The organism is Methanofollis tationis (assembly GCF_013377755.1).
In the GTDB taxonomy this organism is placed as follows: Archaea; Halobacteriota; Methanomicrobia; order Methanomicrobiales; family Methanofollaceae; genus Methanofollis; species Methanofollis tationis.
Window position 1 is genome coordinate 1,841,746 of the sequence record NZ_JABXWR010000001.1, and the last position, 15,281, is coordinate 1,857,026.

General features: G+C 59.5%; 16 protein-coding genes. 8 read left to right on the plus strand and 8 right to left on the minus strand.

Going from position 1 to position 15,281, the window contains the following annotated elements; genetic code table 11:
• Nucleotides 1-38 precede the first annotated feature (38 nt).
• On the plus strand, nucleotides 39-599 hold the full coding sequence (locus tag HWN36_RS09625) for a TATA-box-binding protein (protein WP_176789137.1): 561 nt from the start codon (nucleotides 39-41) through the stop codon (nucleotides 597-599).
• A gap of 216 nt (nucleotides 600-815) precedes the next feature.
• Nucleotides 816-1,190: a hypothetical protein gene (locus HWN36_RS09630; RefSeq protein ID WP_004039828.1), complete on the plus strand. Its 375-nt coding sequence runs from the start codon at nucleotides 816-818 to the stop codon at nucleotides 1,188-1,190.
• On the opposite strand, the gene rpiA is transcribed toward HWN36_RS09630, so the two are convergent.
• Both rpiA and surE read right to left on the minus strand, forming a co-directional pair.
• Complete coding sequence (gene rpiA, locus HWN36_RS09635) at nucleotides 1,180-1,878, minus strand: ribose-5-phosphate isomerase RpiA (protein WP_176789138.1); 699 nt, start codon at nucleotides 1,876-1,878, stop codon at nucleotides 1,180-1,182. The genes HWN36_RS09630 and rpiA overlap by 11 nt on opposite strands.
• A 40-nt stretch (nucleotides 1,879-1,918) precedes the next feature.
• A complete protein-coding gene (gene surE / locus HWN36_RS09640) occupies nucleotides 1,919-2,698 on the minus strand; it encodes a 5'/3'-nucleotidase SurE (RefSeq protein WP_176789139.1) in 780 nt (259 codons plus the stop codon).
• An 86-nt stretch (nucleotides 2,699-2,784) separates the two neighbouring features.
• On the opposite strand from surE, the gene HWN36_RS09645 reads away from it, so the two are divergent.
• Together HWN36_RS09645 and HWN36_RS09650 are read left to right on the plus strand one after the other, a co-directional pair.
• The gene (locus HWN36_RS09645) at nucleotides 2,785-3,669 is read left to right on the plus strand and encodes an ATP-grasp domain-containing protein (protein ID WP_176789140.1); all 885 of its coding nucleotides are present in this window, start codon (nucleotides 2,785-2,787) and stop codon (nucleotides 3,667-3,669) included.
• Nucleotides 3,666-4,598 carry a hydantoinase/oxoprolinase family protein gene (locus HWN36_RS09650; RefSeq protein WP_176789141.1) on the plus strand — a complete coding sequence of 311 codons (933 nt, stop codon included), beginning with the start codon at nucleotides 3,666-3,668 and terminating at the stop codon, nucleotides 4,596-4,598. Before HWN36_RS09645 ends, HWN36_RS09650 begins: the two co-directional genes overlap by 4 nt.
• A 20-nt stretch (nucleotides 4,599-4,618) precedes the next feature.
• Here HWN36_RS09650 and HWN36_RS09655 read toward each other — a convergent pair whose 3' ends face one another.
• Entirely contained in the window at nucleotides 4,619-5,269 is a 651-nt protein-coding gene (locus tag HWN36_RS09655; RefSeq protein ID WP_176789142.1) for a hypothetical protein, read from the minus strand.
• Between the two features lie 198 nt (nucleotides 5,270-5,467).
• Between HWN36_RS09655 and fdhF the strand changes: the two genes are divergently transcribed.
• Both fdhF and HWN36_RS09665 read left to right on the plus strand, forming a co-directional pair.
• The gene (fdhF, locus tag HWN36_RS09660; protein ID WP_176789143.1) at nucleotides 5,468-7,537 is read left to right on the plus strand and encodes a formate dehydrogenase subunit alpha; all 2,070 of its coding nucleotides are present in this window, start codon (nucleotides 5,468-5,470) and stop codon (nucleotides 7,535-7,537) included.
• A gap of 2 nt (nucleotides 7,538-7,539) precedes the next feature.
• Entirely contained in the window at nucleotides 7,540-8,781 is a 1,242-nt protein-coding gene (locus tag HWN36_RS09665) for a Coenzyme F420 hydrogenase/dehydrogenase, beta subunit C-terminal domain (protein ID WP_176789144.1), read from the plus strand.
• 413 nt (nucleotides 8,782-9,194) lie between these two features.
• Here HWN36_RS09665 and HWN36_RS09670 read toward each other — a convergent pair whose 3' ends face one another.
• Nucleotides 9,195-9,689, minus strand: coding sequence for a PAS domain-containing protein (locus HWN36_RS09670; RefSeq protein WP_176789145.1), 495 nt, complete (start codon nucleotides 9,687-9,689; stop codon nucleotides 9,195-9,197).
• A gap of 159 nt (nucleotides 9,690-9,848) precedes the next feature.
• Between HWN36_RS09670 and HWN36_RS09675 the strand changes: the two genes are divergently transcribed.
• A complete protein-coding gene (locus HWN36_RS09675; protein ID WP_176789146.1) occupies nucleotides 9,849-11,234 on the plus strand; it encodes a PAS domain S-box protein in 1,386 nt (461 codons plus the stop codon).
• A 242-nt stretch (nucleotides 11,235-11,476) separates the two neighbouring features.
• The gene (locus HWN36_RS09680) at nucleotides 11,477-11,731 is read left to right on the plus strand and encodes a SemiSWEET family sugar transporter (protein WP_176789147.1); all 255 of its coding nucleotides are present in this window, start codon (nucleotides 11,477-11,479) and stop codon (nucleotides 11,729-11,731) included.
• A 38-nt stretch (nucleotides 11,732-11,769) separates the two neighbouring features.
• On the opposite strand, the gene HWN36_RS09685 is transcribed toward HWN36_RS09680, so the two are convergent.
• Genes HWN36_RS09685 through wtpA form a run of 4 tightly spaced genes read right to left on the minus strand, consistent with a single transcriptional unit; the run spans nucleotide 11,770 to nucleotide 15,212 of the window.
• Nucleotides 11,770-12,228, minus strand: a complete 459-nt coding sequence (locus tag HWN36_RS09685) for an acylphosphatase (RefSeq protein WP_176789148.1) — start codon at nucleotides 12,226-12,228, stop codon at nucleotides 11,770-11,772.
• A 37-nt stretch (nucleotides 12,229-12,265) separates the two neighbouring features.
• Nucleotides 12,266-13,336, minus strand: coding sequence for an ABC transporter ATP-binding protein (locus HWN36_RS09690; protein ID WP_176789149.1), 1,071 nt, complete (start codon nucleotides 13,334-13,336; stop codon nucleotides 12,266-12,268).
• Nucleotides 13,323-14,135: an ABC transporter permease gene (locus tag HWN36_RS09695; protein ID WP_176789150.1), complete on the minus strand. Its 813-nt coding sequence runs from the start codon at nucleotides 14,133-14,135 to the stop codon at nucleotides 13,323-13,325. The genes HWN36_RS09690 and HWN36_RS09695 overlap by 14 nt, the downstream gene beginning before the upstream one ends.
• A 21-nt stretch (nucleotides 14,136-14,156) precedes the next feature.
• The gene (gene wtpA, locus HWN36_RS09700) at nucleotides 14,157-15,212 is read right to left on the minus strand and encodes a tungstate ABC transporter substrate-binding protein WtpA (protein ID WP_176789151.1); all 1,056 of its coding nucleotides are present in this window, start codon (nucleotides 15,210-15,212) and stop codon (nucleotides 14,157-14,159) included.
• Nucleotides 15,213-15,281: the final 69 nt, after the last annotated feature.

A 15,281-nucleotide genomic window follows, 5' to 3' on the forward strand; every position in this document is an offset into this window, starting at 1 on the left:
CCAACTCTTTATATATCTTTTTTACGTCATTTATAAACATGCACGGTAACCCGGAGGAATCTCTAAAAATAGAAAATATTGTTGCTTCCGCCAAAGTAACTGATTCTCTCGACCTTCCGGCAATCTCATCCAGGATACAGGGCGCCGACTACAACAAGAAACGCTTCCCCGGTGTTGTCATCAGGATGCAGGATCCAAAGATTGCCGCTCTTGTCTTTGGTTCGGGCAAAGTCGTCCTGACAGGGGCGAAGAGCGTGGAAAGTCTCAGCAAGGGCCTTGAGATCCTTGGGGGAAAGCTCCGCGATCTTGATATCGATATCGATGCAGAGCTCACCTACACCATCCAGAATATTGTCACCTCTGCTGACCTTGGAAAGCCCATCAACCTCAATAAGATTGCCATCGGCTTTAATCTCGATCGGATCGAGTACGAGCCCGAGCAGTTCCCGGGTCTCGTTTACCGGCTCGAAGAGCCGAAGGTCGTTGTCCTTCTGTTCGGCTCCGGTAAACTGATCATTACGGGAGGCAAGCGTCCTGAGGACGCAAAACTTGCTGTCAGGAAGATCATCGCCGATCTCTCGAATCTCGGGCTCCTCTGAGGTATACCTTTTTTAATTATAAATTCAATATATTAGAATAGAGGCACTCCCCTCTGGTGTGTGGGCATCTCTGCTGCCTGCCATTTTCGATGGGAATGTAAAATCAGGGTGTCTGGATCTCACATTTATATCAAAATCTATATATTCTGAAATATACCTTTTAAAAATATTCATATATTACAAATATTAACATAATACGTGAACCGGGTGAACATAATGAAAGCAGAAGAAGTCCTGTACTTTACTCAGAAAGAAGAAGAGTTCGCCACTCTCCTCATGGACATCGGTATCAAGCGCAATGTGTCGAAAGTTCTTGTTTACCTTGCCAATACTGACGAAGCGACCTCCCGGGAGATCGAGCGCGGGACTGATCTCCGCCAGCCCGAAGTGAGCATTGCCATGCGCTTTCTCAAAGAGAAACGGTGGATCAACTCCAGGGAGAGCAAGGCGGAGAGCAAAGGGCGTCCGGTGAAGATCTACACTCTTGCAAAACCGATCAACGATATCATCGATATTATTGAGAAAAACAAGAAAAAAGAGGTAGATACTCAGCTCGCTCTCATCGAGAAGGCACGCGGTCTTATCTCGTAAGAATCCTGTAACCCCCGTCCTCCCCGACCATCACCGTCATTTTTTCCGCATATTCTGTGAACAGCCCCGAGGTCAGGGCGCCGGGAATCGTGTTCAGGCTGGTCTCAAGGCCCGCAGGGTCTTCGATCGTGCCGAATGCGCAGTCGAGAATGAAATTTCCGTTGTCGGTGATCACGGGGCCGTCCTTTTTTATGCCCTCCCTCAGCACGGCCTCGCCCCCAAGCCTGCCGATGTGCCGCGCCACGCCGGTCGCCGCATAGGGCACGACCTCCACCGGCACCGGCATGTGCAGGCGATCAGTGACCTTGGTCCCGTCCACGACGATCAGGATCCGCGTTGAGGCGTCGGCGACGCACTTCTCGCGCGTATGCGCCGCCCCTCCCCCTTTGATCACGTTGAAGGCGGCGTCTACCTGGTCGGCGCCGTCGATGGTCAGGTCCAGTTCGGGGTAGTCGGCAAGGTCGGCCACCCTGATGCCGGCCGCGCGCGCCCTGATCGCGGACTGGTAGGAAGTCGGCACACCGACAACCGCAATCTCCTCTTCTCGTATCCGCTCGCCGATCCTGATGATCGCATAGTTCGCCGTCGAACCGGTGCCGAGACCGACCACCATGCCGTCCTCCACCTCTCCGGCGGCGGCGATCCCGACAATCCGTTTCACTTCAAGGTTTGCCTGCTTGGATGTCACAGAAAAGGTATGGGTGGCAGGGAAGATAAGGGGTGCCGCTTCACCCGAAGAGGCGGCGGAGCTCGTCGTTTGCAGGCGTCGCCGTGCAGTCGAGGGTGATCGGGGTGATCGAGACGTTGCCCTTTCTGATCGCATGGACGTCGGTCCCCTCCTCCGCATCCTCCACAAGGGGTCCGTTGATCCAGAAGTACGGCCGTCCCCTCGGGTCGAGACGCCGCTCGACCCCGGTGTGGAAGAGTTTGCGCGCGAGGTGCGTCACCTCGTAGCCCCCCTGCAGGTGCGAGGGGATGTTCACGTTGATCACGTCTGCTTTTCCCGGGTATCCACGGGTGAGGATCTTTTCGCAGACGTCCCGCACGACCTTCTTAGCATCGTCGAAGCTGCTCCCGCAGTGGCGGGGGTCGTCGAACTTGTCCCCCTGGTCCCAGACCTGGAGGGAGAAGGCGACCGAAGGCGTCCCCTGGTTGGACGCCTCCATCGCCGCCCCGACCGTCCCCGAGGTCATGATCGATTCGTACGAGAGGTTCTCGCCGATGTTGATCCCGCTGACCACCAGGTCAGGCCGTATATCGAGTGCGAAGAGGCCGATGATCACGGCGTCCGTCGGTTTTCCCCCGACCGAGTACGCGGTCACGCCGTTCAGCAATATCTTCGTCGCCCTGATTGGTTCGAAGATGGAGATCGATCGGCCCACAGCACTCTGCTGTGTCGCCGGGGCGACGATAGTCACCTCGGCTATCTCTGAAAGCGCTTCGTATGCCGCCCAGAGCCCGTTCGAGTAGACGCCGTCGTCGTTGGTGAGGAGAATCTTAGGTCCCATCGTAATGGAGAATGGTTGTGCCGCTCTGGCAGATAGTCGTTTGGGACCAATACCTACAAAAGATGCTGCCGCCAACCCATTAGAGAATGCGGGCATTTCTTGCAGAATATACGGTCTTCCATGATCCTGACCTTGCGATCGAAGGGCGGGCCATGCTGGAGACGCTCTCCGGGAGTTTCAGGCGTTGCGGATATGAGGTCGTCACCCCCGCAGGCGGTGACCTCGGGGCTGAGATCCGCGCCCTCGCCCCGTCGTGCGACGTTGGACTGGTGATCGCACCCGATCATCTCCTCGCCCCGCTGACCAAAGCCGTCGAGGACTGCACGCACAACATCGGGTGCGGCTCGATGAACGTTGCCCTGTGTGCGAACAAACGGCGCACCTCTGCGATCCTGGCGTCGCACGGTGTCCCGGTCCCGGCCGAGAAGACCGCCGGACTGAAGGTGATCAAGCCGGTGTCGGGCTGCGGTGCGCATGGTGTCCGTCTGGGCGAGGATGCAGCGGGTGAGGGCGAAATCGGACAGGAGTACATCGAAGGCGAGCACCTCTCGGTCAGCCTTGTCGGGAGCCGGATTGTTGGGGAGGCCTGCCTATACTATTCTGGTGCGCCGTTCCTGGTGCTTGCGGTGAACCGGCAGGCCGTCACGGTTGAAGACGGAGCGTTTGTCTATCATGGCGGTGAGACGCCGGTGGACCACCCGCGCCTCGAAGAGATTGTGGAGACCGCGGTGCGGGCAGCGACCGTTCTTGGCTGCCAGGGGTATGTGGGCGTCGATATTGTCCTTGCCGATCGGGCCTATGTGGTCGACGTCAACCCCAGGCCGACAACGAGCATGGTCGGGATCGCCGCCTGCATGGAGGAGGAGATCGCCAGCGTCCTTGTGGATGCCTCCTATGGAAAGGCGCCGCCCTTAGTCCATCTCTCCGGTACGGTCAGGTTCGACAAGGACGGGAGGGTGGAGCGGCGATGATCGGGATCGATGTCGGCGGCGCCAACTTTAAGGTCGTCGATGGATCGGGCGCCCATATCCATTACTGCCCGCTCTGGAAGGAGGCACCGCTCGGAGATCTCCTCTCTGCCTATGCCGGGCGAGGAGAAAACGCCGCCGTCGTCATGAGTGGGGAGCTTGCCGACAGTTTCTCCAGCAAGGCTGAGGGTATCGGTTTCATCGTCGACGCGGTGAAGGAATATTTCCCGGATGCTCTATTTTACGGGACCGACGGAAAGTTTCACGACCGTGCCGTTCCCGAACTGGCCGCGGCAAACTGGCTCGCCTCAGCAGACTACCTCAGGGAGCGCTACCCTGAAGCCGTGCTTCTCGATGTCGGCAGCACCACTGCCGATATCGTCCCGCTCTGCCGTTTTGACGACCTCCTCGGGCTCACCGACCTCCTCCGTCTCCAGCGGGGGTACCTTGTCTATACCGGGATGCTGCGGACGAACGCGGCGACGATCCTCCGGGCCGTGGAGATCAACGGGATCTTCACCCCGGTCTCGACCGAGTATTTCGCCTGCAGCGGCGACGCCCATCTCGTCCTCGGCACGATCCGGCCGGAGGAATACACCTCTGCGACACCGGACGGCGGTCAGGTGAGCGTCGAGGCCGCACTCCGGCGGCTTGCCCGCGTTGTCTGTTCAGATCTCGAGGAGATCGGGGAGGCGGCGGCCCGGGGTATCGCCCTCCAGTTCTGGGCGGCCCAGCAGGGCATGATCCTCAGGGCTGTCTGGGAGTGCATGGGGCGGTCAGGGAGCGGGCATGTCGTCTGTGCCGGGATCGGTTCGGGTGTTTTTGCCGAAACGCTGAAAGGAATCGACCTGAACCGGGATCTTGGCGGGATGGCCGACGCCCTTCCCGCGTATGCGGCGCTCGAGGTGGCGCAACGAAACGGCTCACGCTGAGCCTCGTCCTGCTGGCAGGATCACTCGTCCTGACGGCGGTCGGCTTTCTCCTCGGCTTTCCCTTCTTCTTTTTCTTTCTCTTCATACCGCTGGTTCCCTTCTTCGGACCGAAGAGGGTGAAGCGGTGCCCTGTCTGCGGATGGGAAACCGCAGGCAGCGAGAATTTTTGTCCCTTCGATGGGGCCAGGCTCGCCTCTGCCGATGGAAAGGGTGAGGAGTGAGAGGATCGAGTTGGGGAGACGCAGGCCGTAGAGGGTGGTCGACGGTACAGGCCCGGCCCTCCGCGAGGCGTAGTTCCGCACTGACCCGCGGTCGATGACGATCCGCATCGCCTGGAGGAGGCGTGCCGCATGGTTGAACGGATAGTCCTCGGTGAGGACGAGGCAGAGGTCGACGATGGGGGCCCCGACCCGCGTCTCTGGATAGAAGGGTGCGTCTGCAGTACAGAGGGTGCCGCACCCGGTACAATGGAACCGCTTCACCCACACTGCAATCTCTTTTTCCCCTTCGGGCCCTTTGATCACGGCGAACTTCCGCCGCTTCATATCATGCCCCCGCACCTCCCGGCTGCACGTCGGACAGCGGCGCAATCTGGTGAATTCAACTCCATCCAGGGCTATAATGGCACCGGCGATGAGGTCGGCGAGCATGGGAGGTACGATCACCTGCATATACTCTTCTGCGCTCCCCGCATTTTTTAACCTATCAACCGGGCGGGGTAAACCACATCTGCCCGAGGTTAAATGAGGGTGCATGATAAAATGGTGCTCTTGAATCATTCTTTCCACCGATATTCATCAAAAATCCTCTCCCAATACAGTAACCTTATATAATACAAACGAGGACGATTGTATGTCCGAGGTTTTTCCATGGAAAATATGAAGTACGTTCAGACGACGTGCCCGTACTGCGGCACCGGATGTACATTTAACCTCGTTGTCAAGGACGGGAAGGTCTGCGGCGTCCAGCCGTACCACCGCTCGCCTGTCAACGAGGGTAAGGTATGTCCGAAGGGTACCTATGCCTGGGAGTTTGTGAACCGTGAAGACCGGCTCACCACGCCCCTGATCAAGAAGGACGGAAAGTTTGTCGAGGCGACCTGGGACGAGGCCTATGACCTCATCGCCCAGAAGCTCAAGTCGTACAAGCCTGACGAGATGGCGGTCCTCTCATCGGCCCGTACATCCAACGAGGACAACTACGCCCTGATGAAGTTCGCCCGCGGCGTCCTCAAGACCCGCCACATCGACCACTGCGCCCGTCTCTGCCACGCTTCGACCGTTGCAGGGCTTGCGGCCGCCTTCGGCTCAGGTGCGATGACCAACTCGATCCTGGACATTGCCGACTCGAAGTGCCTCTTTGTTCTCGGGTCCAACACCTTTGAGCAGCACCCGCTCATCGGCCGCAAGATCGTCCAGGCGAAGATGAACGGCGCGAAGATCATCTACGCCGACCCGCGTTACACCGCCACCGCCAAGCAGGCCGACCTCTACATGCAGTTCCGCTCTGGCTCCGACGTCGCCATCCTCAACGGCATGATGCAGTACATCATCAAGAATGGATGGGAGGACAAGGAGTTCATCGAGAAGCGGACGAAGGACTACGAGAAGCTGAAAGAAGTCGTGATGAAGCCCGAGTACGACTTCGAGAACGTCTCGAAGATCTCCGGCATCCCGGTCGAGCAGCTGCAGCAGGCAACCGAGTGGTTCGCCAAGTCCGAGGCTTCCGCCATCCTCTACTCGATGGGCATCACCCAGCACACCACCGGTGTGGACAACGTCAAGTCCGTCGCCAACATCCAGCTGCTCACCGGCAACCTTGGCAAGGCCGGCGCCGGTGTGAACGCTCTGCGTGGCCAGAACAACGTGCAGGGCGCCTGCGACATGGGTGCGCTCCCGGTCGTCTTCACCGGCTACCAGAAGGTCACCGACCCGGCAGCCCACAAGAAGTTCTCAGACGCATGGGGCTTCCCTGACGGCATCTGCGAGCCGAAGAACGGCTACGAGGTCACCGTCATGATGGACGTCCTCACCGACAAGCCCGGTGAACTCAAGGCGATGTACATCATGGGCGAGAACCCGATGCTCTCCGACCCGGACCTCACCCACGTCGAGCACGCCCTCAAGGCCCTTGAGTTCCTTGTCGTGCAGGACATCTTCCTGACCGAGACCGCTCAGCTCGCCGACGTCGTGCTGCCTGCCACCTGCTACGCAGAGAAGGATGGCACCCAGACCTCGACCGAGAGGCGTGTCCAGATGTGGCGTACTGCCCAGGCGCCGCCCGGCCAGGCAAAACTCGACTGGAAGATCATCGCCGAGCTCTCGGCGAAGATGGGCTACCCCGAGCAGTTCTCCTGGAAGACCTCTGAGGACGTCTTCAACGAGATCGCCGAGGTCACGCCGTCCTATCATGGCATGAACTACGCGCGGCTGAACAGGCCCGAAGCGCTCCACTGGCCCTGCCCCACGACCGAGCACCCCGGCACCCCGATCCTGCATATCGGCAAGTTCTCACACCCGGACGGCCTTGGTGTCTTCCACGCGATCGAGTGGAAGCCGCCAGCAGAAGTCCCGGACGCGGAATACCCGTTCATCCTCACCACCGGCAGGTGCATCTGGCACTGGCACACCGGCTCGATGACCCGCCGTTCGAAGCACCTCAACGAGGAGGTCCAGACTGGATGGATCGAGATCAACCCCGAGGATGCGAAGGACCTCAACATCGTCGATGGTGAGATGGTCAAGGCGACCTCCCGCCGCGGCACCATCAACGTCCCGGCCAGGGTCACCAAGGACATTATGAAGGGCGTCATGTTCATGCCGTTCCACTTTGCGGAGTGCGCGGCAAACGTGCTCACCAACAATGTACTCGACCCGATCGCCAAGATCCCTGAGTTCAAGGCGTGTTCTGTGAAGGTTGAGAAGATCCAGGAGGCCTGAAAATGTCAGCAAAAGGCGATATGTGTTACGCGTGGTCTACTGATGCAGACCTCCTCGCAAAGGGCGAGTGCGGCGGTGCGGTCTCCTCGCTCCTGAAGTACGCCCTTGAGAGCAAGATGGTCGACGCCGTCCTCGCCGTGAAGAAGGGACAGGATATCTACGATGCTGTTCCGACCCTCATCACCGATCCGGCGGAGATCGCAGGGGCTGCGGGCTCGCTCCACTGCGGGACGCTCCTCCTCTCCAAGCTCTTCAAGAAGTACCTCAACGGTGCAAAGGACATGAAGATCGCCGTCACCGTCAAGGGCTGCGACGCGATGGGCATGTACGAACTGGCCAAGCGCAAGCAGATCAACCTCGACAACGTCATCATGATCGGTCTGAACTGTGGCGGATCGGTCTCCCCGGTGACTGCCAGGAAGATGATCGCGGACAAGTTCGAGACCGACCCCGACACCGTTGTCAAGGAAGAGATCGACAAGGGCCAGTTCATCATCATGACCGCCGATGGTCAGCACAAGGGCATCTCCATCGACGTCCTCGAAGAGGAAGGCTACGGCCGCAGGTCCAACTGCCGCCGGTGCAAGATGAAGGTCCCGCGTCAGGCCGACCTCGCCTGCGGAAACTGGGGCGTCATCGGTGACAAGGCTGGAAAGGCGACTTTTGTCGAAGTCTGCTCCGAGAAGGGTGCAGCGCTCCTCGACGCCGCCACGAAGGCCGGCAAACTCGCCACCGAGGCGCCGAACCCGAAGGGTATCGAGATCCGCGGCAAGGTGGAGGGTGCCATGCTCAAGCTCGGCGACAAGTGGCGTGCAAAGGACTTTGCAGGCCTCGGCGAGGGCAAGGAGCGGCTGAAGAAGATCGTGGAAGAGACCTCCCGGTGCATCAAGTGCTACCAGTGCATTGACAACTGTCCGATCTGCTACTGTGAGGAATGCTCCACGAAGAAACCCTACCTGGTCAAGCCCGGTGAGGTTCCGCCGAACTTCATGTTCCACCTGATCAGGTTCGCCCACATCTCTGACTCCTGTATCAACTGCGGCCAGTGCCAGGAACTCTGTGCGATGGACATCCCCAACGCCCTGTTCATGCACGCCCTGCAGGTCGACCTCCAGGAGATGTTCGGCTTTGTGCCGGGTGTCGACATGACCCTGCCGGTGCTCGCACTGGTTGAAGAGAACGAAGAGAGGTCTCGCCTTTCCGCTACCGGCAGCGACCAGATCTACAATATCTTCAACAAATAACCCTTTTTTCTCTGGTATTTTCCCGTTCACGTAGGTTGTTCCACTCCCCGTCTGCCCACGTCAACGCCGCCGTCCTGACAAGGTTTCCGAGGCCAACCGCGGCCTGTTTCGCATGCGATCATCCCGTGTCGCCTGAAACGTGTCGGGTGAAGGTCTCACGGCTACTCACACACGAGAGAAGCGCTATACTTTGTTCGCTCTTTTCAGGATCAATCTTGGGCCGGCCTTCGGGGGGGCGTCGGTCCCCCGGCGATCTATGGGGGAGAAGGCGGCCGATCCGCGCGGGCCCTCCTCGGGGGGATGCATCGACATTTGCATGAAGCATCCTAAAGGACCGAAAAAAAGAGAATCTGCTGGCTGCGATCGAGATCCTGCCTATGTCCTTTGTAATGGGGCAGGAAGGAGATAGGGGTCTAATGGCCTGCCGGCACGAATATCGGCACCCAGTGGCCTGAACCGTCCGGGCATGTTTTTGGTGCAAGGTCGGGGAGGCGCTCATGCCCGGCCATAGGGTGAAGGACGATCACGGTTGCCGGCGATCCGTCGCCGCATTTCATCGGGGCTGTATGAACGCTGTAGTCTCTGTACGCATGGCGTATCGTCCCGCCTGAGATGACCGAGAAGTCTGCGGTTCTCCCGACCAGTTTTTTCAGGCTGAGGGCGATGCCGGTAGGGAGTGCGTCCTCAATCATCTCTCCGATGGCATCGTTGGGGTCAACACCGAAGAGCGACGCTGCCAGCGGGTTCATATAGCAGATGCTGCCGGTGCCTGACACCGTCATCACAGGGACGGGCAGGGCGTCAAGTATGCAGAGGGGTGTGGCGCTTTCCGATTTCTGCAGGGTGGTGCGTGTGTCAGTGCCGGGTTTCATCCGGTCTCCGGTGATCAGCGGTTCCATCAGATCCATCTCCGGATGTAGGGTTTGTTTAATTTTATATAAATATATCTTTCAGTGATTATCGCTGGGGATTATCACTGGCCCCTGCCCAGGTGAGGTGGGCCGGTGCCAACATTCAAGAGTAAACAGGTGAAATCCTTTCCCATGGGAGAAGAGAGGAGGGAACTGGTGGCAATCAGAGGACTCCTCAAGAAAAATCCCCACGGCATGTCGGTCACCCAGATCGCGGAGGCGATCGGGATGAACCGGATCACGGTGGCCCGCTACCTCGATGTGATGCGTGCATCCGGCCAGGTCGAGATGGAGCCGTACGGTCAGGCGAAGGTGTTTTTCCTCTCCCGGCGGATCCCGGTGACGGCGATCCTGGATTTTTTCTCGGACGGGGTTGCGGCCCTCGATAAAGAGGGGCGGATCATTGATACAAACCTAAAACTCCGGGAGATTGCCGGATGCCGCGATACCGATCTCTCTGGCGCCCATATTGCCGTTCTGCTCTCGTCTCTGGACGACGAGGGTCGCCTGGGGGAGGTGATCAGGAGGGCGGCTGATGGGAATGAAGACTTTTTCGAGAGCGCCCTCTCGGTGCATGGTGAAGACCGGAGATTTTTCAGGGTGAGGGTTGTTCCCACCGTTTTTATGGATAGTTCGCCGGGCAGCATTCTGATTCTCCAGGACATCACCGAATGGAAACGGGCTGAAGAGCAGATGGTCGCACAGCGCGACCTTGCATGGACCCTTTCCGCAGCGCAGACCCTTTTCGAGGCGATGCCGCCCTGTGTTGATACGGCGCTCATGCTCTCTGGCATGGACGCCGGCGGTGCGTACGTCGCCGATCCGGAAACCGGTGTTTTCGATCTCGTCCATGCAACCGGGATATCGCAGCGATTCACCCGTTCATTCTCACATATCTCCCCCTCTTCGCCTATAGGCGAACGGATCCGTTCTGGCACGCCATATTATGCAGAAAACCTGAAAAAAGAAGATGGCGGGATTGGGGCAGGCACCTGGGCCCTGCGCTCCTATGCGGTGGTCCCGGTGCTGGGGGGAGGGCAGGTGATCGCCTGTTTTCTGGTGGGTTCGCATATCCGTGATAGGATCGATCCCGGGAGCAGAAAAGCGCTGGAAACGGTCGCCGCCTCTGTCGGGAATACGATCCAGCGGATCCGGGCACAGGAGGATCTGCGGGAGAGCGAGGAGAAGTACCGGATACTCTTCAACAACCTTGACGACGCAATCTTCCTCCACCTGATCGAAGACGGGCTGCCCGGCCGGATCATTGAGGTGAACGACACCACCTGCGCCCGTCTTGGGTACACGAGGGAGGAACTCCTCACCCTCACCCCGCTCCAGATCAACGACCCGGCATATCCGGGTGACCTGGCGGAGATCATGCGCCGGCTCCTTGAGGAAAAACATGTGTTCTTCGAGTGGGCGCACCTGACGAAAGACGGCACGAGGATCCCGGTGGAGATCAACGCCCATCTCTTCACCCTCAGGGGTGAGGAGGTGGTCATTTCGATCGTCAGGGATCTCAGGCTGAGGGGGGGTACCTGATCCCTGTTGCATGCGTTGAACGCGGTGCTAACAGCATCCACCTTGCGGCTCCTGCCATCGTGTGATGGTTTTGTCCCCTTCTATCAGGGGGACGTCAATGAGATGGGGCGCGGGGACGGTCCGGGAGACGCAGGGTGTCTTTGAAGAGTTGACAGACCCACCCTCCTTATATTTGTCCAGCCGGGCAGGGCAGAAGCCACAGGTCTATCTGGGTGCCCGTCATACCGGAAGTATCTGATTCCATGGACGCACTCCACCTCCTCGGCCTTGCGGCCGGTTCGCTCACGACGCTCTCCTTCATTCCAAAGGTGGCAAAGACCCTGCGGACCCGGTCGGCGCATGACTTCTCCTATGCGATGCTCGTCTGCTTCCTCGCCGGCCTCATGCTCTGGCTCGCTTACGGCGTTGCGCGGGCCGATCCTGCGATCATGATTGCGAACGCAGCGACAGCGGTCCTTCTGCTCTGCATCCTTGCGGTGAAGATCAGGTCACCCTGATGATCCGGGGGAAGACCCCTGCCGTCTAAAAGTGGTTATTATTCAGTCCCGCCTGTCCTGAGAAGCGCTTTGAGGAGTGCGTTCGTCTTCCTCTGCTCGGCGAGCATCTCCCCCTCCGTTTTCATGATCTCCTTCAGCAGGTCGAGGGCAAGCCCGCTTCGCCTGAAAAACTCTTCCTGCCGATCGCCGAACCGCGCCTCGAAACGGCTGAACTCCCCGGTCGGTTCGGTGACCGAGACGGCGATCTCGCCGACGCCGATCACCGGTTCGTGGCGCGCCCATGCCTCCTCCAGAAAGGCTGCAAGGTTCCCTGCCTCTCCCTCGGCGACGAACTCCACCGTCCCGTCAGGGAGGTTCTGCACGTAACCCGCAAGACCGCGGGCGGCCGCCCTGCCGGCCAGATAGCCGCGATAGCCGACGCCCTGCACGCGGCCGCGGGCGATGCCCGCAAGGCGCCAGACCCCGGTATGTCCTGAAAATGGGTTCTCCTGATCCATGCATGAAGGTAGTGTGGAGAGGATAAGGGGATGGCGGTCAGGATCTCTCCTGAATAACCCGGACCGCGCTTGCCTTGATCGATGCTTCAACGCTCATGCCCGGTGTGAGATCGAGGTCTTCAGCCGATCGTCTGGTGACAAGCGCCACAAGGGGGAAGCCTGCGTCCAGATACACCTCGGTGAGAGGGCCGCCGAGCGGGACGATGGTGGTGATCACGGCCTCGAACCGGTTTCTGGCGGTGCTCTCCTCCCTGTCCCTGAGGTAGAGCGTCACATCGGCGGCCCTGAAGACGACGGCTGCGGCAGTGCCCGGAGCGGCATCCGAGACGGCGATGATCCTCTGCTTCCCCACGTCGATCGAGGCGAGTCCGTCTGCACTGGTGGCGACGACGCCGTTGAGGATGTTCTCCATACCAACGAAGCGTGCGACCACCGTGCTCTCCGGGGTCTGGAAGACCTGATCGGCCTGCCCTTCCTGGACCATTCTGCCCTCGATGATCACGGCGCACCTCGTCGCCATGCGCAGGATCTCCTCCCTCGCATGGGTCACCTGGACGATGGTGAGGCCCCTCTCACGGTGGATCCGCTGGAGATCGGTGATCAGGTGTTCCCGCGTGACCGGGTCGAGTGCAGCGAAGGGTTCGTCGAGGAGAAGGATCTCAGGGTCGGAGGCAAGGGCGCGGGCGATCGCCGTCCGCTGCTGTTCGCCGCCGCTCATCGTGCCCGGAAAACGATTTCTGAGATGCTCGATCCCGAATGTCCCGAGCAGGTCGCTCACCCGTCTCCTGATCTCTTCTTTCGGTCGTTTCTGCATCCTGAGGCCAAACCCGATATTCTCCTCCACGGTCATATGCGGGAAGAGGGAGTAGTCCTGGTACACAAGGGCGATCCGCCGTTTCTCCGGGGGGACACGGGAGGCGTCCTCACCGTCGATGAGAATTTCTCCGTCGTCGGGAAGGTGGAGTCCGGCGATCGCCTCCAGGAGCACGGTCTTTCCGGCCCCTGACGGTCCGATGATGAAGTAGTAGTCGCCCTTCCTGACCGTGAGGGAGACTTCCTGCAGGGCGAAGTTTCCGAGGGTGAGGGAGACGCGCCTAAACTCGATCATCGTGCCTCCCGATGAAGCGCGAAAGATAGCGCAGCGTCATGAACACGGCGAAACAGGCGAGGATCATCACAAAAGCAACGGTGCTGCTCTCTTTGATCCCCCCGGTCGTGAACCGGTAGTAGATCAGGGTCGAGATCACCATCGGGTAGTAGGCGATCATGATAATGGCGGCGAACTCGCCGATTGCCCTCCCCCACGCAAGGATTGCCCCGTTGTATATGTCCCGCGCCGAGAGCGGGAGGACGATATGGCGGAAGGCGGAAAATCGGCTTGCTCCAAGCGTCCTCGCCACGTTCTCCAGGTGGACGGGGACCTTCTCGAACCCTTCCCGCGTCGAGTTGATGAAATACGGGGACGCCACAAAGAGCATGGCGATGACGATGCCGGGATAGGCGTCCTCGAAGGAAAAACCGATGCTGTAGAAGGGAGCGCCTATCAGCCCCCGTTTCATGAAGAGGATATAGACCAGGATGCCGGCCACGGTGTGCGGGAGCATCAGGGGAATGTCCACGATACTCTCCACGATCCCCTTACCCCTGAAATCGGTTCGGGCGAGCACATATGCGAGCGGGATCCCGAAGACCATCAGGATCGCGATCGCATTCGCGCCGGCCGCCATCGTGAGGACGATCGAGTCGATCACCTTTGCGTCGGCGGCGACGCGGAGGAGGTGGGGGATATCGGCGAGCTCCTTCGCCGTCATGTTCAGCAGGGCAAGGACGGTGAAGCCGAGGATGACACCGCCGAGGAGCGAGAAGGAGACAAGGCAGCGGTCGCGGAGTATGGAAGTCTGGGCCATGATCTGTCAAAAAAGAGGAGATCAGGAGGATGCAGTGAGGCTTTTCAGTGCGGCCGGAACCCTCCCGTAGCCGCCGGCCGGGACGATCGGGGGCTGACCCTGTCCGTCCATGACTGCCTGCCCCTCAGCACCGATGAGCAGTTTGACAAACGCCAGACCTGCCTCGGGGTTCCCGGCATTCTTCGGGACGGTTGCGCCGTAAACGATGGGCTTGCCGGTCATCATGCCGCCTTCGGTGTCGATCTGAACCGTCGCATAATCGTCAGCATACTTCACCGACGAGAGGTCGATCGCCTCAGGGAGTTCGATGAACTTCAGGTTGTTCTGGGCGGCGACCGAGCGGTACTCCCATGCGTAGTCTATACCGCCGCTTTCGAGCATCTGCACGAGTTCGACCGACTTCGGCCTGATCTGCAGGGTGCCCTTCGGCTCCGGCGATTTGGCGTGGATCGTGAAGACGCCGTTTTCTTCGGTCACGGTGATGTTCGAGTTTGCCATGACGACCTTCTCGAAGATCTGGTCGTCGCCGTAGTGCGCCTCGGCGAGCTGGATCACCATGGGTGAGCGGTAGCCGCAGGGGTCGAGGTTCGGGTCGGAGAAGGCCCATGCCACATCGGACTTTCCGAGGATCTCATACCAGTTCTCGGCGGTGATCTCATCGGCGTATTTGCTCTCGTCGGTGTAGCAGAGGACCATCTGGTTCTTGGCGAAGGTGACGTACCAGTCGGCGGCGTCCGGCATCATCAGGTCAGGGATGAGCGTGTAGTCTGCCGAAGCAAGGACATCGGCGCTCTTGTCGAGTTCGGTGATGTCCTTGACGATCTTTGTCGAACCGCCGGCTACCAGCTGGACGTCGGTACCTGGATATTTCGCTTCGAACTGCTTTTCGAGGTCTTCGAAGGGCGCCGTGAGACTGCCGGCGTTGAAGATGGTGACAACGCCGCTGATCGCGGCGGGGGCGGTCGTTGCAGGCGTTGTGGCTGGTGTCGTTTCGCCGGGCGTGGTGGTGCACCCGCACAGGAATACCGCTGCGCAGACGAGCAGCGCAGCGATCATGACCATTTTAATCGTTTTCATGTATCGCTACCTGATTCGTTAAAATAGATAATTGTGTTGATCGTGTGTTTTGGTTAATTTATATTGGTT

What these genes read in the sequence shown, in the direction of transcription:
- HWN36_RS09625 (WP_176789137.1), top strand. Translation starts at nt 39, where the DNA reads ATGCACGGTAACCCGGAGGAATCTCTAAAAATAGAAAATATTGTTGCT.
- HWN36_RS09630 (WP_004039828.1), top strand. Translation starts at nt 816, where the DNA reads ATGAAAGCAGAAGAAGTCCTGTACTTTACTCAGAAAGAAGAAGAGTTC.
- surE (WP_176789139.1), bottom strand. Translation starts at nt 2,698, where the DNA reads ATGGGACCTAAGATTCTCCTCACCAACGACGACGGCGTCTACTCGAAC.
- HWN36_RS09645 (WP_176789140.1), top strand. Translation starts at nt 2,785, where the DNA reads ATGCGGGCATTTCTTGCAGAATATACGGTCTTCCATGATCCTGACCTT.
- HWN36_RS09650 (WP_176789141.1), top strand. Translation starts at nt 3,666, where the DNA reads ATGATCGGGATCGATGTCGGCGGCGCCAACTTTAAGGTCGTCGATGGA.
- HWN36_RS09655 (WP_176789142.1), bottom strand. Translation starts at nt 5,269, where the DNA reads ATGCAGGTGATCGTACCTCCCATGCTCGCCGACCTCATCGCCGGTGCC.
- fdhF (WP_176789143.1), top strand. Translation starts at nt 5,468, where the DNA reads ATGGAAAATATGAAGTACGTTCAGACGACGTGCCCGTACTGCGGCACC.
- HWN36_RS09665 (WP_176789144.1), top strand. Translation starts at nt 7,540, where the DNA reads ATGTCAGCAAAAGGCGATATGTGTTACGCGTGGTCTACTGATGCAGAC.
- HWN36_RS09670 (WP_176789145.1), bottom strand. Translation starts at nt 9,689, where the DNA reads ATGGATCTGATGGAACCGCTGATCACCGGAGACCGGATGAAACCCGGC.
- HWN36_RS09680 (WP_176789147.1), top strand. Translation starts at nt 11,477, where the DNA reads ATGGACGCACTCCACCTCCTCGGCCTTGCGGCCGGTTCGCTCACGACG.
- HWN36_RS09685 (WP_176789148.1), bottom strand. Translation starts at nt 12,228, where the DNA reads ATGGATCAGGAGAACCCATTTTCAGGACATACCGGGGTCTGGCGCCTT.
- HWN36_RS09690 (WP_176789149.1), bottom strand. Translation starts at nt 13,336, where the DNA reads ATGATCGAGTTTAGGCGCGTCTCCCTCACCCTCGGAAACTTCGCCCTG.
- HWN36_RS09695 (WP_176789150.1), bottom strand. Translation starts at nt 14,135, where the DNA reads ATGGCCCAGACTTCCATACTCCGCGACCGCTGCCTTGTCTCCTTCTCG.
- wtpA (WP_176789151.1), bottom strand. Translation starts at nt 15,212, where the DNA reads ATGAAAACGATTAAAATGGTCATGATCGCTGCGCTGCTCGTCTGCGCA.